22 protein-coding genes are annotated in these 22,279 nt (G+C 64.9%); 8 read left to right on the top strand and 14 right to left on the bottom strand.

Annotated features, from left to right (window positions below; all coding sequences use genetic code 11):
• The first annotated feature begins 21 nt into the window (after positions 1-21).
• Entirely contained in the window at positions 22-864 is an 843-nt protein-coding gene (locus BSG09_RS10250) for an SAM hydrolase/SAM-dependent halogenase family protein (protein ID WP_092932758.1), read from the top strand.
• 38 nt (positions 865-902) lie between these two features.
• Here BSG09_RS10250 and BSG09_RS10245 read toward each other — a convergent pair whose 3' ends face one another.
• Together BSG09_RS10245 and thsA are read right to left on the bottom strand one after the other, a co-directional pair.
• The gene (locus tag BSG09_RS10245) at positions 903-1,274 is read right to left on the bottom strand and encodes a HalOD1 output domain-containing protein (RefSeq protein ID WP_092932756.1); all 372 of its coding nucleotides are present in this window, start codon (positions 1,272-1,274) and stop codon (positions 903-905) included.
• Between the two features lie 113 nt (positions 1,275-1,387).
• Entirely contained in the window at positions 1,388-2,932 is a 1,545-nt protein-coding gene (gene thsA, locus BSG09_RS10240; RefSeq protein ID WP_092932754.1) for a thermosome subunit alpha, read from the bottom strand.
• A 188-nt stretch (positions 2,933-3,120) separates the two neighbouring features.
• On the opposite strand from thsA, the gene BSG09_RS10235 reads away from it, so the two are divergent.
• Positions 3,121-3,948 (top strand): amidohydrolase family protein, encoded by an 828-nt coding sequence (locus tag BSG09_RS10235; protein ID WP_092932752.1) that lies wholly within the window; start codon positions 3,121-3,123, stop codon positions 3,946-3,948.
• Between the two features lie 95 nt (positions 3,949-4,043).
• Here BSG09_RS10235 and BSG09_RS10230 read toward each other — a convergent pair whose 3' ends face one another.
• From BSG09_RS10230 to BSG09_RS10220, 3 genes are all read right to left on the bottom strand, one after another.
• Positions 4,044-4,229: a hypothetical protein gene (locus BSG09_RS10230; RefSeq protein WP_092932750.1), complete on the bottom strand. Its 186-nt coding sequence runs from the start codon at positions 4,227-4,229 to the stop codon at positions 4,044-4,046.
• Between the two features lie 214 nt (positions 4,230-4,443).
• Complete coding sequence (locus BSG09_RS10225; protein WP_092932748.1) at positions 4,444-5,805, bottom strand: glycerate kinase type-2 family protein; 1,362 nt, start codon at positions 5,803-5,805, stop codon at positions 4,444-4,446.
• A 268-nt stretch (positions 5,806-6,073) separates the two neighbouring features.
• Positions 6,074-7,045 (bottom strand): sugar phosphate nucleotidyltransferase, encoded by a 972-nt coding sequence (locus tag BSG09_RS10220; RefSeq protein ID WP_092932746.1) that lies wholly within the window; start codon positions 7,043-7,045, stop codon positions 6,074-6,076.
• Between the two features lie 173 nt (positions 7,046-7,218).
• Here BSG09_RS10220 and BSG09_RS10215 point away from each other — a divergent pair, with 173 nt between their 5' ends.
• Together BSG09_RS10215 and BSG09_RS10210 are read left to right on the top strand one after the other, a co-directional pair.
• Positions 7,219-7,509: a transcriptional regulator gene (locus tag BSG09_RS10215; RefSeq protein WP_092932744.1), complete on the top strand. Its 291-nt coding sequence runs from the start codon at positions 7,219-7,221 to the stop codon at positions 7,507-7,509.
• 188 nt (positions 7,510-7,697) lie between these two features.
• A complete protein-coding gene (locus tag BSG09_RS10210; protein ID WP_092932928.1) occupies positions 7,698-8,066 on the top strand; it encodes a DUF7344 domain-containing protein in 369 nt (122 codons plus the stop codon).
• Here the strand turns inward: BSG09_RS10210 and BSG09_RS10205 are convergent.
• Positions 8,063-8,518: a Rieske (2Fe-2S) protein gene (locus BSG09_RS10205; RefSeq protein ID WP_092932742.1), complete on the bottom strand. Its 456-nt coding sequence runs from the start codon at positions 8,516-8,518 to the stop codon at positions 8,063-8,065. The genes BSG09_RS10210 and BSG09_RS10205 overlap by 4 nt on opposite strands.
• A 97-nt stretch (positions 8,519-8,615) precedes the next feature.
• On the opposite strand from BSG09_RS10205, the gene BSG09_RS10200 reads away from it, so the two are divergent.
• Entirely contained in the window at positions 8,616-9,725 is a 1,110-nt protein-coding gene (locus BSG09_RS10200) for a saccharopine dehydrogenase family protein (RefSeq protein WP_092932740.1), read from the top strand.
• Positions 9,726-9,754: 29 nt separating this feature from the next.
• Here BSG09_RS10200 and BSG09_RS10195 read toward each other — a convergent pair whose 3' ends face one another.
• From BSG09_RS10195 to BSG09_RS10175, 5 genes are all read right to left on the bottom strand, one after another.
• Complete coding sequence (locus BSG09_RS10195) at positions 9,755-10,627, bottom strand: aminotransferase class IV (RefSeq protein WP_092932738.1); 873 nt, start codon at positions 10,625-10,627, stop codon at positions 9,755-9,757.
• The gene (locus BSG09_RS10190) at positions 10,620-11,324 is read right to left on the bottom strand and encodes an anthranilate synthase component II (protein WP_092932736.1); all 705 of its coding nucleotides are present in this window, start codon (positions 11,322-11,324) and stop codon (positions 10,620-10,622) included. The genes BSG09_RS10195 and BSG09_RS10190 overlap by 8 nt, the downstream gene beginning before the upstream one ends.
• A complete protein-coding gene (locus BSG09_RS10185; protein WP_092932734.1) occupies positions 11,308-13,017 on the bottom strand; it encodes an anthranilate synthase component I family protein in 1,710 nt (569 codons plus the stop codon). Before BSG09_RS10185 ends, BSG09_RS10190 begins: the two co-directional genes overlap by 17 nt.
• A gap of 141 nt (positions 13,018-13,158) precedes the next feature.
• Entirely contained in the window at positions 13,159-13,818 is a 660-nt protein-coding gene (locus tag BSG09_RS10180) for a helix-hairpin-helix domain-containing protein (RefSeq protein ID WP_092932732.1), read from the bottom strand.
• A gap of 74 nt (positions 13,819-13,892) precedes the next feature.
• Complete coding sequence (locus BSG09_RS10175) at positions 13,893-14,696, bottom strand: shikimate dehydrogenase (protein ID WP_092932730.1); 804 nt, start codon at positions 14,694-14,696, stop codon at positions 13,893-13,895.
• Between the two features lie 183 nt (positions 14,697-14,879).
• Here BSG09_RS10175 and BSG09_RS10170 point away from each other — a divergent pair, with 183 nt between their 5' ends.
• On the top strand, positions 14,880-15,830 hold the full coding sequence (locus tag BSG09_RS10170; protein WP_092932729.1) for a calcium/sodium antiporter: 951 nt from the start codon (positions 14,880-14,882) through the stop codon (positions 15,828-15,830).
• Here the strand turns inward: BSG09_RS10170 and BSG09_RS10165 are convergent.
• The gene (locus BSG09_RS10165) at positions 15,808-16,797 is read right to left on the bottom strand and encodes a DUF7344 domain-containing protein (RefSeq protein ID WP_092932727.1); all 990 of its coding nucleotides are present in this window, start codon (positions 16,795-16,797) and stop codon (positions 15,808-15,810) included. The two genes, BSG09_RS10170 and BSG09_RS10165, sit on opposite strands and share 23 nt — an antisense overlap.
• Before the next feature lie 138 nt (positions 16,798-16,935).
• Positions 16,936-18,969, bottom strand: coding sequence for a bacterio-opsin activator domain-containing protein (locus BSG09_RS10160; RefSeq protein WP_092932725.1), 2,034 nt, complete (start codon positions 18,967-18,969; stop codon positions 16,936-16,938).
• Between the two features lie 115 nt (positions 18,970-19,084).
• Here BSG09_RS10160 and BSG09_RS10155 point away from each other — a divergent pair, with 115 nt between their 5' ends.
• Both BSG09_RS10155 and ftsZ read left to right on the top strand, forming a co-directional pair.
• Positions 19,085-20,437, top strand: a complete 1,353-nt coding sequence (locus tag BSG09_RS10155; RefSeq protein WP_092932723.1) for a D-aminoacyl-tRNA deacylase — start codon at positions 19,085-19,087, stop codon at positions 20,435-20,437.
• Positions 20,438-20,595: 158 nt separating this feature from the next.
• Entirely contained in the window at positions 20,596-21,759 is a 1,164-nt protein-coding gene (gene ftsZ, locus BSG09_RS10150) for a cell division protein FtsZ (protein WP_092932721.1), read from the top strand.
• Between the two features lie 168 nt (positions 21,760-21,927).
• Here ftsZ and BSG09_RS10145 read toward each other — a convergent pair whose 3' ends face one another.
• Entirely contained in the window at positions 21,928-22,263 is a 336-nt protein-coding gene (locus BSG09_RS10145; protein WP_092932719.1) for a 2Fe-2S iron-sulfur cluster-binding protein, read from the bottom strand.
• Positions 22,264-22,279: the final 16 nt, after the last annotated feature.

Raw genomic sequence — 22,279 nt, 5'->3', positions numbered from 1 at the left:
CGGCAGTTCGTAGCGGTACCTATGATCACGCTCGCTTCGGACTTCGGCACGCCGTATCCGGCAGTGATGAAAGGCGTCCTGCGACAGCGAACGGACGCTAGGTTGGTCGACGTCGCCCACGACTTCCCCCGACAGGACGTCCGGACGGCCGCCTTCTGGCTTCGCGAAGTACTCCCCTATTTTCCGCCTGCAACGCATCTCGTAGTCGTCGACCCCGGTGTTGGGACCGACCGCGACGCGATCGTCGTCCGTGCTGGCGATCACACGCTCGTCGGCCCGGACAACGGCGTGTTGCTGCCTGCTGCGCGGCGGCTCGCAGGCGATACAGGCCGACTCGAGTCCTTCCTGATCGACGAGGCCGGTCTCGACCCCGTCGAGCCGACAACTGACCAGTCCAATCCCAACAGCCACAGCCAGCACCCGCCACAGGGCCGAAGCAATACGTTCCACGGGCGAGACGTCTTCGCACCGGCTGCCGCCGCGGTCCACGACGTCGACAGCGCGACTCTCGAGTCACTCGCATGGCTCGAGCCGACGACGGTCGATGTCGACCTCGAACTACCGACGCCGACGTTCGAAGACGAGCGGGCGATCGGCGAAGTGCTGGCCGTGGACGGTTTCGGGAACGTCATTACGAACGTGCCGGGGTCGGCACTCGAGGGCCGAGAACGGGTCCGAGCCAACGGCGAGTCCGTCCCCGTCGGCGAGACATTCGCGGCCGTCCCCGTCGGTGAGCGACTGGCGACCGTCGGCAGCCACGGCTACGTGGAACTCGACGTCAATCAAGGACGGGGCGACGACGCCTTCGGCCTCGAGCCCGGCGACCGGGTCGTCCTCGAACCCGTGTCAGGTGGCGACAGCTGACCTGATCGGGCCGCTTACTGCCCGCGATCACTCCGTTATTAGTTGCCTGTCGGGGCAGCGTGCCGGTATGCTGGATCGATCACTAGCTCCCCGTTGGCGTGGACTGTGACAGTACACTCCGAGAACGTAAAGCTGACCGAGCCGTCACCGCCCCGTGGCTCGGCGCGCTGCCAGTGGCCGAACAACGCGTTCAGCGCGTCGGGTTCGATGTACTTCGAGAGCATCTCGAGGTCGTTAGGATCGACCTCGAGCACCGACGAGACCGTCAACAGTAGCGCCGTACTCACCGGCTCGTGCGAATTGTCGTCACACCACGTGTGGTAGGTGCCGCGGTCTTCGTCGTAGTAGACCGTGCGCCCACTCGCTTCGCCGACCGACATCAGATTGTCACGTGGTGTGGCCCCCGACATAATGTACCCAAATAACACACGTTAACACTTAACGCTGTTGGCCGATCGATAATATAACTCGTCGACGGTCAGTCTTAGTCGAACAGCGGAATAAAACGGGTGTGGCGACGGCGTTACTCGGCAGCGATGACGTCGTCGATGCGGACGATCATCGTCGCGGCTTCGGTCGCGCTCTCGACAGCCTCGCGCTTGACGTCGGCGGGGTCGACGACGCCGTACTCGAAGGGATCGGCGATCGTGACCTCGTCACCGTCGGTGATCAGGCCGGCCCGACCTTCGGACTCGTGGGCGGCACGAAGGTCCACGAGGGCGTCGATGGGGTCACGGCCGGTGTTGGCGGCCAGCGTCCGTGGGACGACGTCAAGTGCGTCTGCAAACGCCGTCACGGCGAGTTGCTTGCGGCCCTCGATACCGGCGGCTTCCTGCCGGATCTTGTCCGCGATGGCGATCTCGGTCGCGCCCGCACCGGGGACGACTTCGCCGGACTCGAGCGCCGTCGCGACGACGTCAAGTGCGTCGCCGATGGCACGCTCGAGTTCGTCGACGACGTGTTCGGTACCGCCGCGGACGAAGACGGTGACTGTCTCGGCGGCCGCACCGCCTTCGACGAACGCGAGGTCGTCACCGCCGAAGGTTTCCGTGTGGATCCGGTCGGCGGAGCCGAAGTCCGATTCCTCGAGGTCGTCGAGTGCGCCAACGCGGCGTGCACCGGTCGCGGAGGCGACCTGCCGGGCGTCGCTGTCGCCGAGACCCTCGAAGACGAGGATATCCTCGTTGGCGAGCGCGGTGGCGACGCGGTCGTTGACGTCCTCGGTCGTGAAGACGACGTCAGCCCCGCTGTCGGCGATGGTTTCGGCGTAGCCCTCGAGTTCGCCTTCCTCGGCGTCGATGGCGGCGTTGAGCTGGTCGATCGAGTCGATGGCGTACTCAGCGTCGACGTCGCCGGTCCGGACGTCGAGTTCGACGTCCAGGATGGCGATCGACGCGTCTTCGACCGTGCTCGGCATGCCGTCGTGGGCGGGTTCCTCGTCGACGATGATTCCGGGGACGAGTTCAGTGGCGTTCGAGGAGGCACCGATCTGGGTGTGGACGGTGACGTTGTCGCGTGCGACGCCCGCGTCAGTGTCGACGTGGCTGATCGCCTCGACGACCGTCTCGGCCAGGGAGGCAGCGGTGAGCCCACCGGTGCCCTTGCCGGTCATGCTCGACTCGGCGACCTGCTTGAGCACCTCGTCGTCGACGTCGGCCTCGCCGACCTCTCCGGCGATGGCCTCGAGGGCGATCTCAGCGGCCTCGTGATAGCCCTCGACGATGGTCGTCGCGTGGACGTCCTGCTCGATCAAGTCCTCGGCCTCGCCGAGCAGGTTGCCGGCGAGGACGGCCGCGGTCGTCGTGCCGTCACCGACTTCCTCTTCCTGGGAGTCGGCGACTTCGACGATCATCTGGGCCGCGGGGTGTTCGATATCCATCTCGTTGAGAATGGTCGCGCCGTCGTTGGTGATGACGACGTCCCCGCCGGAGTCGACGAGCATCTTGTCCATGCCACGGGGCCCGAGTGTGGTGCGTACCGACTCGGCGACGGCCTTGCCGGCCATGATGTTCGACGATTGGGCGTCGCGGCCCTGCGTTCGCTGACTGTCCTCGCTCAGAATGAACATAGGCTGTCCGCCCATGCGTCGCTGTTGTGCCATCGTTTATCCTCACTAACCATGTCGTCAGCACTTCTATATAATTCTTTCCCTCGAACCACCGCTCCGTCTTGCGATTCTACGGGCCTCTGAGCCACACAACCGGACGACACCGGCCGGTAGCACAATATATGTCGGCTCGGAACAGTCTGGTGGGAATGCTGGAGTTGGAACATGGGTTTCGCGTTGTGGACCTGTCGACGCGATTGCCGTCAACTGGTGGCGGGACCCCCCCACAGGGACACACGATTACGGCAGATCGCCTCGAGCGAGAGCTGCACCAAGCCGGGATCACCAAGGCGGTTGTCTTCCCGCCGTCGGCACCGGAGACAAGCTACGTCGCGCCGAACAACGGCGTGGCCCGACGCAGCGTCGACCGACCGTTCGTCGCCGTCGCCCGGATCAACGGGACCCAGACGGCGGGGCAGAAAACGACCGGCCGACTCCGCAACGCCGTCAGCCGCCGCGATGACCACCACACCACTCCAAGCGATATCGAGAAATACGCGTACGACGACCGCTTCCACGGCTTCGTCCTCGATCCCACTGTCGACGACTACCCCGACGACGACGTTCTCACGGCGCTCGAAGACGTCAACCTCCCCGTGATCGTTCGCGGTGGCACTGATGCACCGCCCGAAACCCTCACCGAAACCCTCCTCGAGCGTTCGTTTCCCATCATCGTCGGCCACTTCGGCGGCCACCCGCTGAATCGCTCGCTCATGGACCGGATGATCGATCTCTTGGCGGAGTACGACGACTGCTACCTCGAGACGAGTTTCGTCCGCTATCGCGACCAACTCGAGCGCGCACTGCTCGAGCATCCGGATCGCGTCTTCTTCGGCAGCGGCGCGCCCGCCTGTCATCCCAACGTCGCGGTCATGGAGATTCTCACGCTCGATGTCTCGGAAGATCTGTTGCGTCGGGCGTTCTCGAAAAACGCCTGTCGTGTAATCGACGCGCTTGGGCCGAGCGTGGAGCCGTAACAGTAGTTGGTAATACAGTTTCGTTATTCGGAGTGGATCGTGAAACTCGCGTTCAGTACAGTCGAAGCACATAACATTCAGCGCAGAAAGGAAAATCACTGCTGGTCAGAATTCTCACTGAGGTCGCTTATAATGGCTATAAGAAGATAGACCGGTGTGCCATAGAGGAGAACGAGGACGGGCAATACAATAATCGGCGGAGTATTTCCATCGCCGATCACGTACACAACCGATGCTAAGAGGAACGTGATTATGGCAAGGAAGTATTCTGTCCGGTTCATATCGGTGAGAAACCACTGAAATATTTACCTATTTTCATTTTAAGCATAGACCCTCGATGCTCGCCTATGGATAACGGAATGCCAAGATGTGCTCTGTTCACTTCGCACGTGTAGTGACCGAACCGCCCGGTTCAGTTTCAGGCAGAATTTGAAATAAAGAAATCGCGCTACCATCCTCTCTACTGGGAAGTCACAGCCTTGCGATCGCAGTGGGCTAGGACTGCTCGACGACCAGTATCCGCAGGTCGTTTAGATTCGTTCCCGTCGGCCCCGTCCGAATCAGCGCGTGTCGCGCCTCGAGGAACGGGGAGACGTCGTTTTCGGCGAGTGCCGCGCGTGCGCTGTCAGGATCTTCGACGGTGGTTCCATCGACGAGCGCGCCGGCCGCATCGGTTACGCCATCGATGCCGTCGGTGTCGATCGCGGCGACCGTGATTTTGTTGGGGTCATCGTCCCGGCCACTGCCCGCATGCTCGGCCGCCAGTTCGAGCGCTGCGCTCGTCGCGAACTCCTGATTCGGGCCGCCCGTCCCGTCGCCGCGGATCGTCACCGTCGTTTCGCCACCCGAGAGAAGGACAGCCGGCGGTGAAACGGGGTTCCCCGTAGCGCGGACCTCTTCGGCGATCGCAACGTGAGTCGTGGCCGCCTCACGGGCCTCCCCGCGAATCCGCGAGGAGAGGACGAGCGGCTCGTACCCGCGCTCGGCTGCCGCCTCGCGGGCCGCTTCGAGGACGGTCATTCCGTCGGCGACGACATGCGTCGAGACATGCTCGAAGGCGGGATCGTCGGGACCCGGCGTTTCGGAAACCTCGCCGGCCACACCGCGCTCGAGGCGGTCGACAACGGCCGCGGGCGCGTCGATTCCGTCGCGCTCGAGCACCGCGAGCGCATCGTCGAACGTCGACTCGTCGGGCACGACAGGGCCGCTCGCGATAACGCTTGGATCGTTCCCGACGACGTCGCTGAAAAGGAGCGAGATGACCGTCGCTGGGGCGACACGGCGGGCCAGCCGGCCGCCTTTCAGCGCCGAGAGGTGCTTGCGGACTGCGTTGATCTCGCCGATGTCGGCTCCGCTTGCGAGCAGCGCGTCGGTGGTCGCTTGCAGGTCCGCAAGCGAGAGTTCACCGGCGGGTGCGGGCATGAGCGCGCTGCCGCCCCCGGTGATCGCCGTCACGACGAGCGTCTCGTCGGTTGCTGCGTCCGCCGCCTCGAGCAGGTGGCGCGTCCCCGCAACGCCGCGCTCGCTCGGCACGGGATGATCGCCCTCGCGAACCTCGACGTGCTCCGTGTCGACTGGATCGTCCGTAACGACCACGCCGCCGTCGATCCGATCGCCCAGTATCTCCTCGAGCGCGGCGGCGACGTGAGCTGCAGCGTTGCCCCCGCCGAGGACGACGAGGTCGTCGTAGGCCTTGAGGTCGTACGTCGTCTCGGCGATACGGAAGGTTTCGTCCTCGAGTGTGACGGCATCACGGATGACCGTCCGCGGATGGCCGGCTTCGATCCCCGCCTCGAGACAGTCGAGAGCGACCTCGCGGGCCGCAGTCGACGCGAGGGCGTCCCGATCGTCGATCACGCCGACTCACCCACGACCGGTCTCCGAGTAGTGAAACCACGTCTCATAGACCAGCTGTCGATCGGCATCCGTTAAAGTCCAGTGTCGTGAGTCGGAGCTGCAACCGACGAGGCTCACGAGGTATTTTCAGCGTCCACAGAAGACGGACGACCGACCAGCTGGCCCGACTCGAGTCGATCTGCGACGAGATCGAACGCCTCGAGCGGGCGCGGGAGCCGACGGTCCAGTCGCAAGCGGACTCGGCGGCTCGCTGGTACGCGCCGTCGAGCTATTCTGTGCCGTTCGTAATCGTCGTGTGGGCTCCGATGAGCGCCCCGGCGAGGTCGAGATCCTCGATCCGAGTGCCCTCATCGATGATCGAGCGGCGGATATCGCCGTTCGTGACCGTCGCGTCCGGGAAAATAACGGTGTGCTCGAGGTTGGTCCCCTCGAGCGTGACGTCGTCCATGACGTGGACGTTTTCCCCGATCGTGGCGTCTTCGAGCGTCGCCGAGTCGGCGACCAGCGAGTCGCCATCGAGGTGCCAGGCAACGGCGTCGAGATAGCTTTCGGGAGTACCGATATCGAACCACGCCCCCTCGAACGTGTAGGCGTAGGTCGCCTCGCGGTTCTGGAGCCACTGGACGAACCAGCCCGGCTCGTCGGGGTTGTTGCCGTCCTCGAGATAGGTCGGCAGCAAGTCGAGTGATTCCTGCGGGAACGCATAGCAGGCGATCGAGACGAGCGTACTTTTCGGGTCGTCGGGTTTCTCCTGGAAATCGACGACGCGGTCGCCGTCGAGGTCGACCAGCCCGTAGGATTTGGCCTTCTCGCGGGAGCCGACGTCGTAGGCGGCGAGCGTGGGCGCGTCGTGGGCCTCAAAATAGTCGAGAAAGTCCGACACGGCGAAGCTGATCAGGTTGTCGCCAGCGATGACCAACAGGTCGTCGTCGACGTTCTCGCGGTCGATTAGCTGGGCGAGTGCGCCGACGACGCCGAACTTGTCGTCTTCTTCAGTCGTCTCCTCGACCGAGAGCCGGGGCTTGTCGAACTCGCTGTCGGCGAGGTGGGCCTCGAAGTCGGGCGCGAACCGCTCGTTGGTGCTGACGTAGACCTCATCGATCCGGTCGTCGGTCTCGAGTTCCGTGAAGATGCGGTCGATGACGGTCGACTCGCCGATCGGGAGGAACATTTTGGGCCGATGTTTGGTAATTGGCCACATACGCGTCGCGTATCCGCCTGCAAGGACGACTGCCTTCATACGCCGGTGTTCACCTGCGGGGTCCAAGTCACTTGTCCTTTCTCGAGTGAGAGGGTCTAACACGCCCGAAACCCCACAGCAAGAGGAAAAACTGGTATCGACGACAGAGACGAACGGCCTGTGCCGTGACTGCTGTCCGACAGTATAAAAATACACACCGCCTGAGGGGACGTATGCGCGAGGCCGACGAAACGACGCGACAGAAACTCGCCGATGCACTCCGTGCCGAGCCGGCGACGCCGAGCGAACTGGCCACCCAGCTCGATCTGACGCCACACGCGGTTGTCCGCCACGTCGAACACGTCTCCCGATCGGTCGACGGCACTGACGAGCAACTACTCGTTGCACCGCCGACGTGTCGAGACTGCGGGTTCGACGGCTACGACGACCTGCTGAACCTCCCTTCGCGGTGTCCCGAGTGCAAAAGCGAGTCCATCGACGAGCCGACGTTTACGATCGAGTGACTGAACCAGACGTTCATCGACGATCAACTGTCACTCTCCCATGGGGGTTGTCAACTGGATCCGATACTAATATTTGTGGTGCAGGTGAGAACCCGGTACGAACTCTCGAGCGAGTGGCGGCGTCACGGCCCGCCGAAGCGGCGTTCGGCTCGGTTCAGTCGCAACTGCTCGAGGACGACGGACCACACATGACTTCCAGATCTCATTCGGAGCGTGACTGCGTCGAGATCGTACGGACGGTACTCGACTGGCTCGATGAGGCCGACAGGCCGGATCCGGCGGCCAAAACGCTCGACGACGTGTTCTCCCTGCTTGCCGACCAGCGTCGCCGACTGCTGTTGTCGGTGATGCGCAGCTACGGCGAGGAGGTGACGCTGCCGGACGCAGCCGAGGAAGTCGCGGCCCGCGAAACGGGCCACACCGTGCGAAACATCTCGGCCGAACGCGTCAAAGAGGTCTATCTGTCTCTCTATCACGACCATCTGCCGCGGCTGGTCGACGCTGGCCTGCTCGAGTACGATCAGGAGCGGGACCTGGTCGCGCCAGCCTCCATCTAGAACTCGACGTTCGAGCTCGAGGCGCGATCACAGTCGTCAGTCTCGACCGGGCCGAGACCGACGAACGCGTAGTCGTCGTCAGTCAGATAGACGTCGCCATCCTCGACGGTCACCTCGAGGTCGGTGAGATAGGCACCTTCACAGGGACCGAACGTACAGCGACCGGAGTCGGCCTCGAAGTACGCGCCGTGATTTGCACAGATGAGTTCCCCATCTCGCATTGGCGCGCCTGATCCCTTGTCGAGTTTGATGTGCGTCAGATGCTGGCAGTAGTTCAACCAGCAAGAGACCGCGTCCTCGACGGCGGCGGTCGTATCGCCGCCGTCGGTCGCCACACCCTCGTTCCTGACGAGAATCGCCTCCCGTATCTCATCCGACTCATCGGCCACACGAAAGCAGACCGTCGAGTCGCCGGGGACATCCGACAGCGCCGTGATCCGTCCTGTGTCCATCACTGCATCCGTTACTGATCTGCGGGCCTGAACGTTACGCCATCGATCGAGCACGTGTCTGACTGAAGTTTAAACCCTTCTCCAACAAAGGCGGTCTATGGACGCCCTTCTCATCTACGGGGCCTACGGCTATACGGGGCGGCTGATCGCCCGCGAGGCGGTTGCACAAGGCGGTTCGCCCGTCGTCGCCGGCCGGGACGGTCGCGCGGTCGCACGCCAGGCCGACGCCCTCGGCGTCGAAGGTCGCGTCATCGATCTCGAGGCGGCCGACCTCGCGTCTCACCTCGAGTGCTTCGATGCCGTGGTCAACTGTGCGGGGCCGTTCGTCGACACCGCCGAGCCACTCGTCACAGCCTGTCTCGAGACGGGGACGGACTATCTGGATATCACCGGCGAGTTCCCGGTCTTCGAGCGTCTCCGCCAGCGCGACGACGCGGCCCGCAAAGCGGGGATCACGCTCCTGCCCGGGGTCGGCTTCGACGTCGTGCCCTCGGACTGTCTGGCGGTTTTCCTCGCTGACCACCTCCCCACTGCCGATACACTTCGCTTGGGGATCAAAAGCGGCGGCGGGCTCTCGCGGGGCACCGCCCGAACGCTCGTCGAACACCTCGGCAGCGGCGGTGTCGTCCGCCGAAACGGCCGACTCATTCAGGTGCCGGCTGCGTTCCGAACACGCGAGATCGACTTCGGCGACGGCCCCGAACACGCCGTCACGATCCCGTGGGGCGACGTCGTCACCGCCGCTCACAGCACCGGCATCGAATCGATCGAAGTCTACGCCGCCGCGCCGCCGTGGGCGACGAGCGGACTGGCGGCCGTCGATTCGCTGGGGTGGCTGCTCGAGCGGCAGCCGGTCGAACGCCTGCTGAAGCGGCTCATCGACGCCCGTCTCGACGGGCCGGACGGAGCACAACTGGCGACCGGCAGCGCGGTCGTCTGGGGCGAGGTCACCGACGACGCCACTGGCCAGCAGGCACGAGCCCGGCTGCGAACCCCCAACCCCTACGCGCTGACCGCCGAAGCGGCGGTGGTAGCCGCCCAACGGATGCTCGAGGACAGAGCCCGTGTTCCGGACGGATTCCAGACGCCCGCGAGCGCGTTCGGCAGCGAGTTCGTCCTCGAGCTCTCGGGGACGGAACGGGAACTGATCGAGACGCCCGACGATGACTCGAGCGAGTCAGTGCGGGTGCTCGTCGAATCCGAGTAACTCACTCCGTCGAAGACGAATCGTGACGGCTACTCGTAACACGTCCGTTCGACGCGTTCGTCGTAACGCCGTGCGAGTCGTTCCGTAACAGGCCCGCCACCGACCGTGTGGCCGTCAAGCGTCGCGATCGGCCGCAGTTCCCAGGTCCGATTGGTCAAAAACGCCTCGGCAGCGCCGTGAACGTCGGCTGGCTCGTACGAGCCCTCGTGGACTTCGATTCCAGCTTCGCGAGCGAGGTCGCGTACGATTTTTCGGGTGATCCCCGGCAGCACCGGCCCGTCGGTCGTCGGCGTGTAGAGTTCGCCATCGCGGACGAACCAGAGGTTGCTCGTTGCCCCTTCCGCGATGTGGCCCTCGAGATCGCACATGAGCGCTTCGTCCGCGTCGGCCTCGAGTTCTGCGCGCGCGAGGATCCCGTTCAGGTAGTTGTGGGTCTTGGCCGCGGCCGGAATTGCCTCGTCTGGCACCCGCCGGGTTGTGACCGTCTCGACCGTCGCCGGCTCGTCCCAGACGGACTCGCCCGCGAGCCCACCGCGAGGCAGCGGGTTGGCGTAGACGACGACCGTCGGATCGACATCGGGCTGGGGCGTGAGTTTACCCGGCTGGACGCCGCGCGTGATCGAGAGGCGGACGTAGGCGTCCGCGAGGTCGTTCGCCACGAGCGTCTCGTCGATTCGGTTCCGGAGATCAGCCGCCGTCAGTCCGTGCTCGAGTGACAGGGCCTCGCAGGTACGCTCGAGGCGCTCAAAATGGGCGTCCCACGCGAAGATCGTCCCGCCGTAGGCCCGTAGCGTCTCGAAGGCGGCGTCGCCGTAGCGAAAGCCCCGATCGTCGACGCTGACGGTAGCCTCGCTGGCAGGAACGAGGTCGCCGTCGACGTGGTAGCGCAGTTCCTCACCCATCGTGAGCCTCCGTGTTCCGGTCGGCCGTTGCGGCGAACCGACAGAAGTTTTCGATCAGTCGTTTACCGAGCGCGAGCGAGATTTCCTCGCCAGTGCCGTCGTCACCTGCCTCGGTCGCCGTATCCGGCTGTCCTCGCGTGAGGATGCTTTCGGGGTGAAACTGCACGCCGATGTGGGGTTTCTCGCGGTGGCGCACCGCCATCAGGACGCCACGCTCGTCTGCCGTCTGGGCAGTTTCCTCGAGCGAGGCCGGCAGATCGGCGCGGTCGACCGCAAGCGAGTGATAGCGCCCGACCTGGAACGTCGACGGAAGTCCCGCGAAGATCCCGGTCCCGTCGTGGCTGATCGTCGACGGCTTGCCGTGGACGACGTCGGGCGCATGCACAACTGGCGCGCCTTCGGCTGCACACAGCGCTTGATGGCCGAGACAGACCCCGAGAATGGGGTAGTCGGTCTCGGCGAACAGCGGGATCGAGATCCCGGCCTCCTGTGGGGTCCCCGGCCCCGGCGAGACGACGATTCCCGTTGGCTCGAGATCGTGTACGCCCGCAAGGTCGATCTCGTCGTTGCGCCGGACGACGACCTCATCTGCGAGCTCACCGACGTACTGGACGAGGTTGTACGCGAACGAATCGTAGTTGTCAACAACGAGAATTCGTGTTTCAGCCACGGCTTCGGGATTACTCACGCGGCTCACCTCCCGCCGAGCGCTCAGACGGAGCGCCGCCTTGCGCCTCGAGGCCCAGTTCGGCTCGCTCACCGAGTGCCTCGTCGACCGCCGTGATGAGTGCGCGAGCCTTAGCGAGTGTCTCGTCGTACTCGCTGGTCGGATCTGAGTCGTGGACGATTCCTGCGCCGACCCGCAGATGGTACTCATCTGCGTGACGGACCAGCGTCCGGATGACGATATTCAGCGTGGCGCGGCCGTCGAAGCCGAAGATGCCGACGCTGCCGGTGTAGGGACCGCGACGGGTCGCCTCGAGTTCGTCGATGATCGCCATCGTCCGTGGTTTCGGCGCGCCGGTGATCGTCCCGCCGGGGAAGACCGCCGCGATGGCGTCGGACAGGGTCGCCTCCGGGCGCAATCGCCCTGTGACGTTCGAGACGAGGTGCATCACTTCCGAGTAGCGGTCGATCCGGCGGTACTCCGCGACGTCGACGGAGCCGTACGCACAGACCTTCCCGAGGTCGTTGCGCTCCAAGTCGACCAACATCGCGTGTTCGGCGCGTTCCTTCTCGTCGGCTAGCAGGTCGGCCTCGAGCGCGTCGTCTTCGGCTGACGTCTCACCGCGCGGTCGCGTCCCCGCGATCGGTTCCGTTCGGACGAACGCGCCGTCGCGCGCTCGCGGTCGCTGCCCGCTCGCGGGTCGTTCCTCCCCGCTCGTCTCATCGAGTCGCTCACTTCGGTCGCGCCCCGCACCGCTCGCGGATTCCGAGGGCCGTGGCCCCTCGCACTCGAGCAGGAGCTCGGGACTGGCGCTCACCAGATCGGCTGCCCGGAACTCGAGCAGACAGGAGTAGGGTGCCGGATTGACCCTCCGCAGGGCGTCGTAGGCGGCAACAGGGTGGACCGCGGCGGGTGCGACCAGCCGCTGGGAGATATTCGCCTGAAAGGTGTCCCCGTCGTGGATGTACTCTTTGACCTGCCGCACGCGGTCGGCGAAGGCCTCGCGACCACAGTCGCTCTCGAAGGTCGCTTCGGGGCGTGAAACAGGCGGCTCGCCGATCTCGGAATCGCCATCGTGGACGGCGTCAGCCAGTTCAAGTGCTCGCTCGCGCCCACGCTCGTAGGCTGCCTCAAGGGCGGCGTCATCGGGGCCGGTCACGTCGTCGCCGACTCGCGGACAAGCCGTGATCCGCAGCGTCACCTCGCCCTGAGTCGGCGCTTCCCAGGTAGCGAGCCGGTCGTAAACTCCGACTTCGAGCCGAGGCAATCCTCGGTCATCGACGGCAGACTCGGGCAGTGACTCGAGTTCGCGGGCCACGTCGTAGGAGAGCCAGCCGATGGCTCCGCAGGGATAGGGAACGTCACACGCTCCGCGGGCGAGTTGGTCGTCCGCGAGCAGCCCCTCGAGTGCGGCCAGCGTCGGCGATCGATCGTTCTGTGCTCGTAAAACGGCGTCGGGGCCGACCGTGAGTCGCTCGACGGGATCGACGCCGAAATAGCCCCAGCCGGGCTGGCCGCCGGTCGTCTCGAGGAACGCACCACCGTCGCCGTCACGTGCGCGACGATAGGCGAGAAATGGATCGCTGACGGGTACGCGGACTTCGACGGGAACGCGGCAGCCGCTCGGCACCGACGATGCGGCCCGATCCGCAGCCGCCCCACTGCAGCTGGATGCGGCGGCGCGAAACGAGTCGAGCGTCGTGACGACGCGCGGATCGCTCATGTCGAGCGGGAGGGAGTGGGTGGGTAATCCTCTTGCGATTTCGGGGCTGTTGTGGGCGACAGCGCAAAAAACAAGCGGGCAGTGATGTGGCCAGTGAAACTCTGACGTGAGGTCGGATTCGACGGGTGTCTGGTCGATTCGTTACCGGACTTCGGCGCGGTCGATCCAGCCCTGAATGCGTTTCTCGGAGATGTCGGTCTGGTCGGCGAGTTCGGCGGCGTCCGAGACGGCGAGTTCGGCGACGGTTTCGACGCCCGCTCCGGCGAGGCGGTCGGCATAGGCCGGGCCGATACCTTTGATTTCGGTGACTGGTTCGGGTTCGGGTTCCTTGGCCTCGATGTCTGGTTCCGGTTCAACGTCCGGCTCGGACTCGAGTTCGACAGCCGGTTCTGGTTCTGGTTCCGGTTCTGGCTCCACGTCCGGTTCCGTCTCGTCGTCCAACTCCGAGTCGACCTGTTCGGATTCGGCGTCCACCGCTGGTTCGGCGTCAGCCTCGAGGTCAGTGTCAGTGTCGTCGGCCGACTCGGCTGCAGCCGCCGTCTCGGAATCGACAGTAGGTTCCGTGGACGTGTCACCGTCGGTCGTCTGCTCAGGTGCTTCGTCTGCCGTCCCCGCAGTAGCCGACTGTGGCGGTTCGGCACGCACGCCCTCCGTCCGGTCTCGAGCCGTGTCGGCGGTCTCGGTTCCGTCGTCCGCCGTCCCTTCTCGTTCGACCGTTACGCCGACCTCTCGAGAGCGCCCCCGCTCCGAGTCCGCCCCGTCGAACCCCAACAGGGACTTCAGCTTCTGGAGGAGTGCCATTGTATCGACGTAGTCTGTTCCGACACTTAAATTCGCCTGATACTGTCAGCGTTCCCGTCGTACCCGCCGTCAGCCTACAGCCGCGAGCGGAGTGCATCGTTCATGACGTCGACAGGTGCGTCCCGACCGGTCCAGATCTCGAACGCCTCGACGCCCTGATAGAGCAACATCCATGCGCCGTCGACAGTCGTCGCGCCGGCGTCGGCCGCATCGCGCAGCAGTCGCGTCTCGAGCGGGCTGTAGACCGCATCGAGGACAGCCAGATCCTCGTGGAGTGCGTCGGCGGGAACCGGCGTCGCGTCCGATTCCATGCCCACGCTCGTGGCGTTGACCAGCACGTCGGCGTCGGCTAGCAGTCGCTCGAGGTCCCCGAGTCCGTGACCGCTCGCACGCGGTACCTCGTCGGCGAGGTCGTGTGCTTTCGACTCGGTTCGATTGGCGACGGCGACGCGTGCGCCAGCGTCGGCGAGTCCGAACGCGATCGCCCGGCCGGCACCACCGGCACCCACGACGACCGCCCGCGCGTCCTGGATCGTGACGTCGTGGTCGCGCAGCGCACGTAACGCGCCGACAGCGTCGGTGTTGTAGCCCGTCGGCGGGCCCGATCCCGAGAAGTCGATCGTGTTGACTGCGCCGATTCGAGCTGCCAAGTCCTCGGGGGCGACGATCTCGAGGGCGTCCTGTTTGAACGGGATCGTCACGTTCAGCCCGGCGATCCCGAGGGCGTCGGCTCCGGCGATCGCGTCTTCGATATCGTCTTCGTCGGGCTCGAAGGTCACGTAGCGGGCCTCGAGTCCGAGTTCGTCGTAGGCGGCCTCGTGCATCGGCGGCGACAGCGAGTGGCCGACCGGATTGCCGAGTAAGCCGTACACGTCCATAGCCATCTCTCGGTCTGACAGTCGGGGTGGTAGGACTATAATCGGTCTGGCTTTCCGGCGGTGTTGCCGGTATCGCTCATGTGCGACTTATCATGTGCGCACCCACAATGGTGCACGCGAGCCGTGTTCGCGACCGGTGGCGGTTTCGCGTCGCTTTTAGCCCCGTCACGAGTAGCCGCCGCCATGCTCTCCGGAACCCCCCTCGATCTCCTCTTGCTCGTGGGTGGGATCGTCGCGTTGTATGGCGGTGCCGAGTTGCTGGTCGCAGGTGCGGGGCGGCTGGCGCTCGGCATCGGGCTTCGTGCGGCGACCGTCGGCGTGACGGTGATTGCCTTCGCAACGACCGCGCCCGAACTGTTCGTCTCGGCAATCGGTGCCGTACGTGTCTCGAGCGACATCGGCCTCGGGACGATCGTCGGCTCGAACATCGCGAACATCGGGCTGGTACTCGGCGTCGCCACGCTCATCAAGCCGTTGCAGATCAGCGATCAGGTGATCCGTCGCCACGTCCCCGTCATGGTGCTTGCCGCGCTCTTGCTGGTCGCACTCGGCGCGAACGGACGGCTCGGCCGGCTCGAGGGTGTCCTCTTGCTGGTCGTGCTCGCGGGGTTTACGGCGATGATCCTCCATTACGCGAACGCGGAGTCCGCTCCGATGGTCGACGAACCCGACGCGGCAGCGGCGCCGGGAGTTTCGGCCCGGGATGGAGCGCTCGTCATTGGCGGGCTGCTCATGCTCGTGATCGGCTCGCGATGGCTCGTCGCCGGTGGGACGGGACTGCTATCGGCCCTTGGGGTCTCGGATCTCGTTATCGGGCTGACGGTGCTCGCACTCGGGACGTCGCTGCCGGAGCTTGCGGCCTCGGTCGTCGGCGCGATCCGCGGCCACGAGTCGTTCGCTGTCGGGAATGTCGTCGGTTCGAACATTTACAACATCCTCGCGGTGCTTGGAGTCGTGGCCCTGATCACGCCGATCGAGATCGACCCTGCGACGCTCCGGTTTGAGCTGCCGATTATGATCGCCTTCACTGTCCTGCTGGTCGGACTGATGGGCTATCGGCGACAGCTTACGCGACTCGACGGCGTAATTCTCGTCGGCAGCTACGTCGGCTTTATCGCTCTTCTCGTTCCGTGATCGACGGGGCATTCGTGACCTGATCCGATCGCGATGACGAGCGGCCAGCAGGCGGTCGTGCTAGCGTCCAGAGCAGCCGATCGTCGGTCGTTGCCGACGATCCCGTCGTCGATGCGGCCGCTGTCTCCGTTGGCGTGACGTCTGTGGGTGGCTCGGCCGATGGCGTCGCGTCAGCCGTTATTCGATCCGAATCGTGAGCTGCAGTAGCCACACCGCCTTGCTCGGCACGGTGGCGGACGAACTCGGCAACGGCTGCAAGCGGTCCGTCGGTCGCCCAGTCGGCTTGCCACAAGGGTGCGTCGATCGCAAGCGCGACCGTTCGTGCCGCCGCGTCGTACTCGACGAGGTCCGCTGCCGATAGTGCCGGCAGATGCTCGTGGACGAGTGACGTCTCGACAGCAGTACGTGCCGACTCTGTGACGTTGGCTTTCCTCGCCCCGTTGTCGGCCTCTCGCGCGACGACCGTCGCGGCAAGGTCAGAAACGGGGACGGCCTCGCGCTGCTTCGCGAGGGCAGCACAGACGGTTCGACGACGCGGGCTGCGAAGCGCCTCGAGTGTTCGGTTCAGCGCCGTCTCATCGGCAGGAAACGCTTCGCCGGTCGGGTCGGCGAGGATCGACTGAACCCACTCGGCCTCGAGCAGTGGGTGGTCGGTAAGAGCGACTGTTGTCGCGTCGCCGTCAGTGTGTGTCACCACTAGCCCGGCGTCCACCAGCCGCGGGAGATGAGCGTGGACCAGCGTGAGTCGGACGCGACCGGTCTGCTCGTCAGTGACGGTCGCGGAGCCGTGTTCCATCGTCGCGACCGCGGTTGCAAGCGCGTCGATCGACATTCCTTCCGACGCCGGCGGGGCGTCCGTTTCGGATGCGTCTGCGCGCTCGCGCAGCGTCGCAAGGAGATATCGGCGTCGTGGCTCTGCGAGCACGTCCAGCGCGGTTGTCAGCTCGGTGGACGGTGGCGGGCTCATTGCCGGATAGAGACACCGGGCGGGGGAAAGGTGTGTACCAGCATGCTCTGGTATCGACAAATTCGGTATACCACCAGTGACCTCGGTGTAACTGCGACTCCTTACACCGAGTCTGCAAACGACGGCCAGCCGGCGCTCTCAGTCGGCGTCTCCGAAATACGCCGAGAGCAGCTTCGCCTGTGCGACTCTGAGGTGCTGGTGAAAGGTTTGCCGAGCGATCCCGAGTTGGTCGGCGATCTCTTCTGCGTTGCTGTGTCGGGATGGCCACTCGAAGTAGCCGCCGTGATACGCCGACTCGAGTGCTATGCGCTGTTTGTCGGTCAGCATCGATTCGACGGTGCGCCGAAAGTCGCCGCGCGTCTCGACCGGTCGCTCGACGGTTCGTTTCGAGCGGAGCCTGCTGTCGGGATAGGCCGACGTGATCGTGTTGACGAATTCCTGGAGCGCTACATCGGAACTGACCTGAACCGTTAGTTTCGCGACGCCGTCGCGGACGGTCTTCGACCGCAGCCGTGCGCCATACCCGGTGACGGTTTCGGCGATCGTCGCGTTGCGCACGACACACTCCCAGTAGCTTTCGTCGCTATCGGCGTCGATGAGCCGGTAGTCTGTAATCGTCTCGTCGTCGCGAGCGAGTTCGCGTACACGATCGGGATCGACGTTGGATGCGGTCAGATAATAGATGAACACCTCACCGGTCAGCGGCAGGACGTGGTCGACCGACAGCTCGCAGCCGAGTTCGTCGGAGAGCCGAATACAGGCGTCGCCCCGATCGGTCGACTCGAACTCGAGTTCGACGACGGTATCCTGATAGAGCAGCCGACGGACTGCCATCACGTTGATCGCGTGTCCGATCGTGCCGCCAAACTCATGTAGCACTTCGCGTTCCCGATCGGGAAACGCCGACGGCTCGGCCGCGCCGATTACGAGCGCGCCGAGGGGCTGATTGCTCGCAGCGATCGGGACGACGGCGACCGCGCCGTAGTCGTGCTCGCGTGCGTGGTGTCGCCACTGCTCGATCGAACTCTCGCGGAGCGCTCGATACCGCCGGACGGTTCGCGTCTCGAGTGCCGACTCGCCGTCGGCATCGACCGGTGGATCGACGAACGACGAGCACACGTCCGCGGCAGCCGCGTCGATTCCGGCTCGAGCAGTCGGCTCCCACGAGTCCCCCTCCCCAGTCGCGACACCTCGGGCCCGACCGATGACGCCGAACCGGTAGGCGTCGTTGGCGGCGAACGTTTCGACGATCGCAGTTTCGACCTCGTCGCGGGTGTCTGCCGTGACCATCGTGTCGTCGATCGTCCGAATCACTGCGTTGAGGCGCTCGAGACGCTCGAGTTCACGTTCACGAGCCTTGCGGTCGCTGATGTCGCGGCCGACGCCGGTAAAGCCGAGGACATCGCCGTCGTCGACGATTCTAGCGCTGTTGAACTCGTAGGGGATTCGGTCGTCGTCGGTCGTGAGAACCCGACCTTCAGCGGTGAGACGCTCGCCGTGTTCGAGGATGCGCTCGATCGTGTCGCCGATGTGGTCGCGGTCTTCGGGTGCGATGAACGTCACCGGATCGATAGCAGCGGACGTTTCAGGTTCGTAGCCGGTGACGCGCTCGAACTGATCGTTCCACTGGATCAGATTCCCGTCAGTGTCGTAGGCATAGAGGATATCCGGCTGTGCGCGGAGCACGCTCTCTGTGAACGCCTTCTCCTCGCGGAGTTCGCGTGCTCGCTCGTGATCAGCTGTTCGGTCGCGAACGAACCAGAGATACCCGTCCAAGTCGGCTGCGGACGCGACCGGAACGCCGACGTCGCCATCTGCATGGATCGTGGCGACGGCCTCACAGACCCACAGCCGACTGTCGCCGCCCCCGAGTCGCCAGCCGTCGTCTTCGACGGTCCCCTCGGCTCGTGTTTGCTCGAGCAACTGGTCCGGACGGCCGTCCTCACGAGCGGCTGCCGGAAAGAGAGACCGGTAGTGTTCGCCAACGATCGTCTCCGCGTCGTATCCCGTAAGGTGGCGCGCGCCCGCGTTCCACGCGGTGATGACCCCGTCGGCATCGAACAGCGCGATGGCACAATCGCTGACGAGTGCGCTCAACTCGCTGATCTCGAGGTCGAACGCGAACGACTGCTCCCCGGACGTGACAGTTCGATCCGACGAGTCATTGGCCATTGGTCAGCTATCCTACATTCAATGTATGTTGCCCACACATATGAAACGTTGCGGGTCGCCGTCACCAGCAGATGGAAACCGGCGACGTTAACGCCGACAACCCACGAGCACGGGTATGACCACGCTCGCGATCGTCGAAAGCCACGCCGACCGCGCCTCGGAGCACATCTGTGACCGACTCCGCGAGCGCGCCGACTGGACCCAACGAACCGACGACAGCCGGCCGGCAGCCGACGGCGGCGGCACCTACTACCGGACCGAGGGTGCCGTCCTGCGGTCGTTCGACGCGCTGCATATCGATCTCGAGCGTCCTGCCGACGCCTTCGATTGCGATCCCGACCTGCTCGTCTTCGCCTCGCGACATTCGGGAGATACCGGCCCGCTGCTGACCGGCCATTTCACGGGCAACTTCGGCCCGGCCGAGTTCGGCGGCGAGCCCGACGCGCTGGCCGACGCCGCGCCGAACGCCTTGGCCGAGTTGCTCGCAGCCTTCGAGGAGTACGCACCCGCCGAGTACGACGTAGGCATGGAATGTACCCACCACGGCCCCTCCGAGGTAGGATGTCCGTCGCTCTTTGCCGAACTCGGCAGCGGCGACGAGCAGTGGGACGATCCCGCCGGTGCCGACGCCGTCGCCCGCGCCATCCTCGAGCTACGAAACGTTGCGCCACATCGTGACAGACAGCTCGTCGGCTTCGGCGGCAACCACTACGCACCCCGGTTCGGGCGGGTCGTCCGCGAGACTTCGTGGGCAGTCGGCCACGTCGCGGCCGACTGGGCGCTCGAGGCGATGGGCCATCCGACGGCCCACCGCGACGTACTCGAGCGCGCGTTCGAGGCGAGCGATGCCGAAATCGCGCTGCTCGATGGCGAGTGGCCGGTGCTTGAGGAAACACTCGACGAGCTGGACTGCCGGCTCGTCAGCGAGACGTGGCTCCGCGAGGTCGACGACCGACCGCTTGCGGTCGTCGACGCGGTCGAAACCGAACTCGGTGCCGTCGACGATGGAATCCGCTTCGGGGAGCGACTCGCCGAGTCGTTTACTGTCGTCGAGCTTCCGGCCGATCTCCTCAGCGTCGCACAGGGGATCGATCCCGACCGCGTCTATGAAATCGTCGCGGCGAACACGGTGGCGTTTGCCACCGAAAACGGTGGGAGCCGCGTCGGCTCGCCGGTGGCCATTCCCGATGCTGACGACATCGCCACCGGCGACTCGAGTGGACCCAGAGAGAAGATGATTCAGGATCTGGCTGCCGTCCTCGCGGAAAAGTACGACGCCGTGTGGATCGACGACGACGCAATCGTTGCCGAGGAGACGGCCTTCGATCCACAACTGGCGCGCGAGGCCGGCGTTCCAGAGGGGCCGAAGTTCGGTGCACTCGCCGACGGCGAGTCAGTGACCGTCGACGGAGAAACGGTCAGTCCCGAGAGAGTTCGAACCGAGCGAACGCGCCGGTTTCGGATCTGACTAAACGGGAAACCGACAGTAAGACGGTATTACTCGAGTACTGCGAGGGGATTCGACGTTCACGTGATGAGACTCGTGCGATCGTCCGAACGTGTCAGACAGGCGGCTGACGTGTAGGGGAAAGGTAATTATGCTCCATTGTTTAGACAGGAGCAAGAATGGACTCTCTCATCGACGACGCAATCGACGAGGCCGAAGACGGGGCGGCCACGGCTCCCGACGACGCGCCCCAGGACGGGCAGTCGTCCGGCGGCGGATCGTCGGACGGCCGACAGACCGGGACGATGACCGACGACGAACTGGAAGACGTTCTCCAGGACCTCCAGACCGACATCACGGTCGTCGGCTGTGGCGGTGCCGGCGGAAACACGATCAACCGCATGCACGAGGAGGGAATCCACGGCGCGAAACTCGTCGCCGCCAACACCGACGTCCAGCACTTGGTCGAGATCGACGCCGACACCAAGATTCTGATGGGCGAGGAGAAAACCGGCGGCCGCGGGGCTGGCTCCCTGCCACAGGTCGGCGAGGAAGCCGCCCTCGAGAGCCAGCAGGACATCTACGACGCCATCGACGGCTCCGATATGGTCTTCGTCACGGCCGGCCTCGGTGGTGGCACCGGCACTGGCTCTGCGCCCGTCGTCGCCAAAGCCGCCCGCGAGGCTGGCGCACTCACGATTTCGATCGTCACGACGCCCTTTACCGCCGAGGGAGAGGTCCGCCGAACCAACGCGGAAGCCGGCCTCGAGCGCCTGCGCGATGTCTCCGACACCGTCATTGTCGTTCCCAACGACCGCCTGCTCGATTCAGTGGGCAAACTGCCCGTCCGCCAGGCGTTTAAGGTCTCCGACGAGGTCCTGATGCGGAGCGTCAAGGGGATCACGGAACTCATCACGAAACCCGGACTCGTCAACCTAGACTTCGCCGACGTGCGTACTGTCATGGAACGAGGTGGCGTCGCCATGATCGGTCTCGGCGAAGCCGACTCCGAAGCCAAAGCCGAAGATTCGGTCAAAACCGCGCTTCGCTCGCCGCTGCTGGACGTCGATATCTCCAGTGCGAGTTCCGCACTCGTCAACGTCACCGGCGGCAACGACATGGCCATCGAGGAAGCTGAAGGCGTCGTCGAGGAGATCTACGACCGGATCGACCCCGACGCCCGCATCATCTGGGGGACCTCGATCGACGAGAGTCTCGAGGGCAGCATGCGGACGATGATCGTCGTCACGGGCGTCGAGTCGCCACAGATTTACGGTCGTCAGGACGGCGAGGCCGTCCAGCCCGCGGGCACAGGCGGTGACGACATCGACTTCGTCGAGTAATCACGCCTCGAGGCGCGCCGCGTCGGCGACTCGAGTCCCAGCCTCCGCGTTTCTCTCGCGTGCTATTTCGTCGTTCAGTCACCACGCTTCGAGACACATCGCTGTCAGTCCCGGCACACCCGCGACCCGCACTGCGGTCGGGCCGGGACAGCGGGACAGCAGCCCGTCTCAGTCGTCGGCGACTGCGCCGTCGTGTCGGCTATCGGCCTCAAGGTCGTCCTCGATGCTCGGCGGATATTTACCACGGTCGAGTTTCAGATCTGACTGCGGGCGCGCCATGCAGGTCAGCGCGTAGCGTTCGGCCTCTGCTTCGGTCAGGCCGCGGGCAGCGGGTTGGGTGACCTCCCCCTCGACGATTTCGGCAGAACAGGCCAGACACATCCCCACTCGGCAGGAGTACTCCTGGGCGATCCCCTCCTCGAGACACCGGCTGAGGATCGTCTCCTTGTCGGTACAGGTAATCGTCTCACCCGTTCCGACGAACTCGACCGTATACTCAGTCATACGGTCCGGTACGGTG

The sequence above is a fragment of the Natrinema hispanicum genome (assembly GCF_900111485.1).
Taxonomy (GTDB): Archaea; Halobacteriota; Halobacteria; order Halobacteriales; family Natrialbaceae; genus Natrinema; species Natrinema hispanicum_A.
The sequence above is the reverse complement of the archived record's forward strand: the minus strand, read 5'-3'. Positions and strand labels throughout refer to the sequence as shown.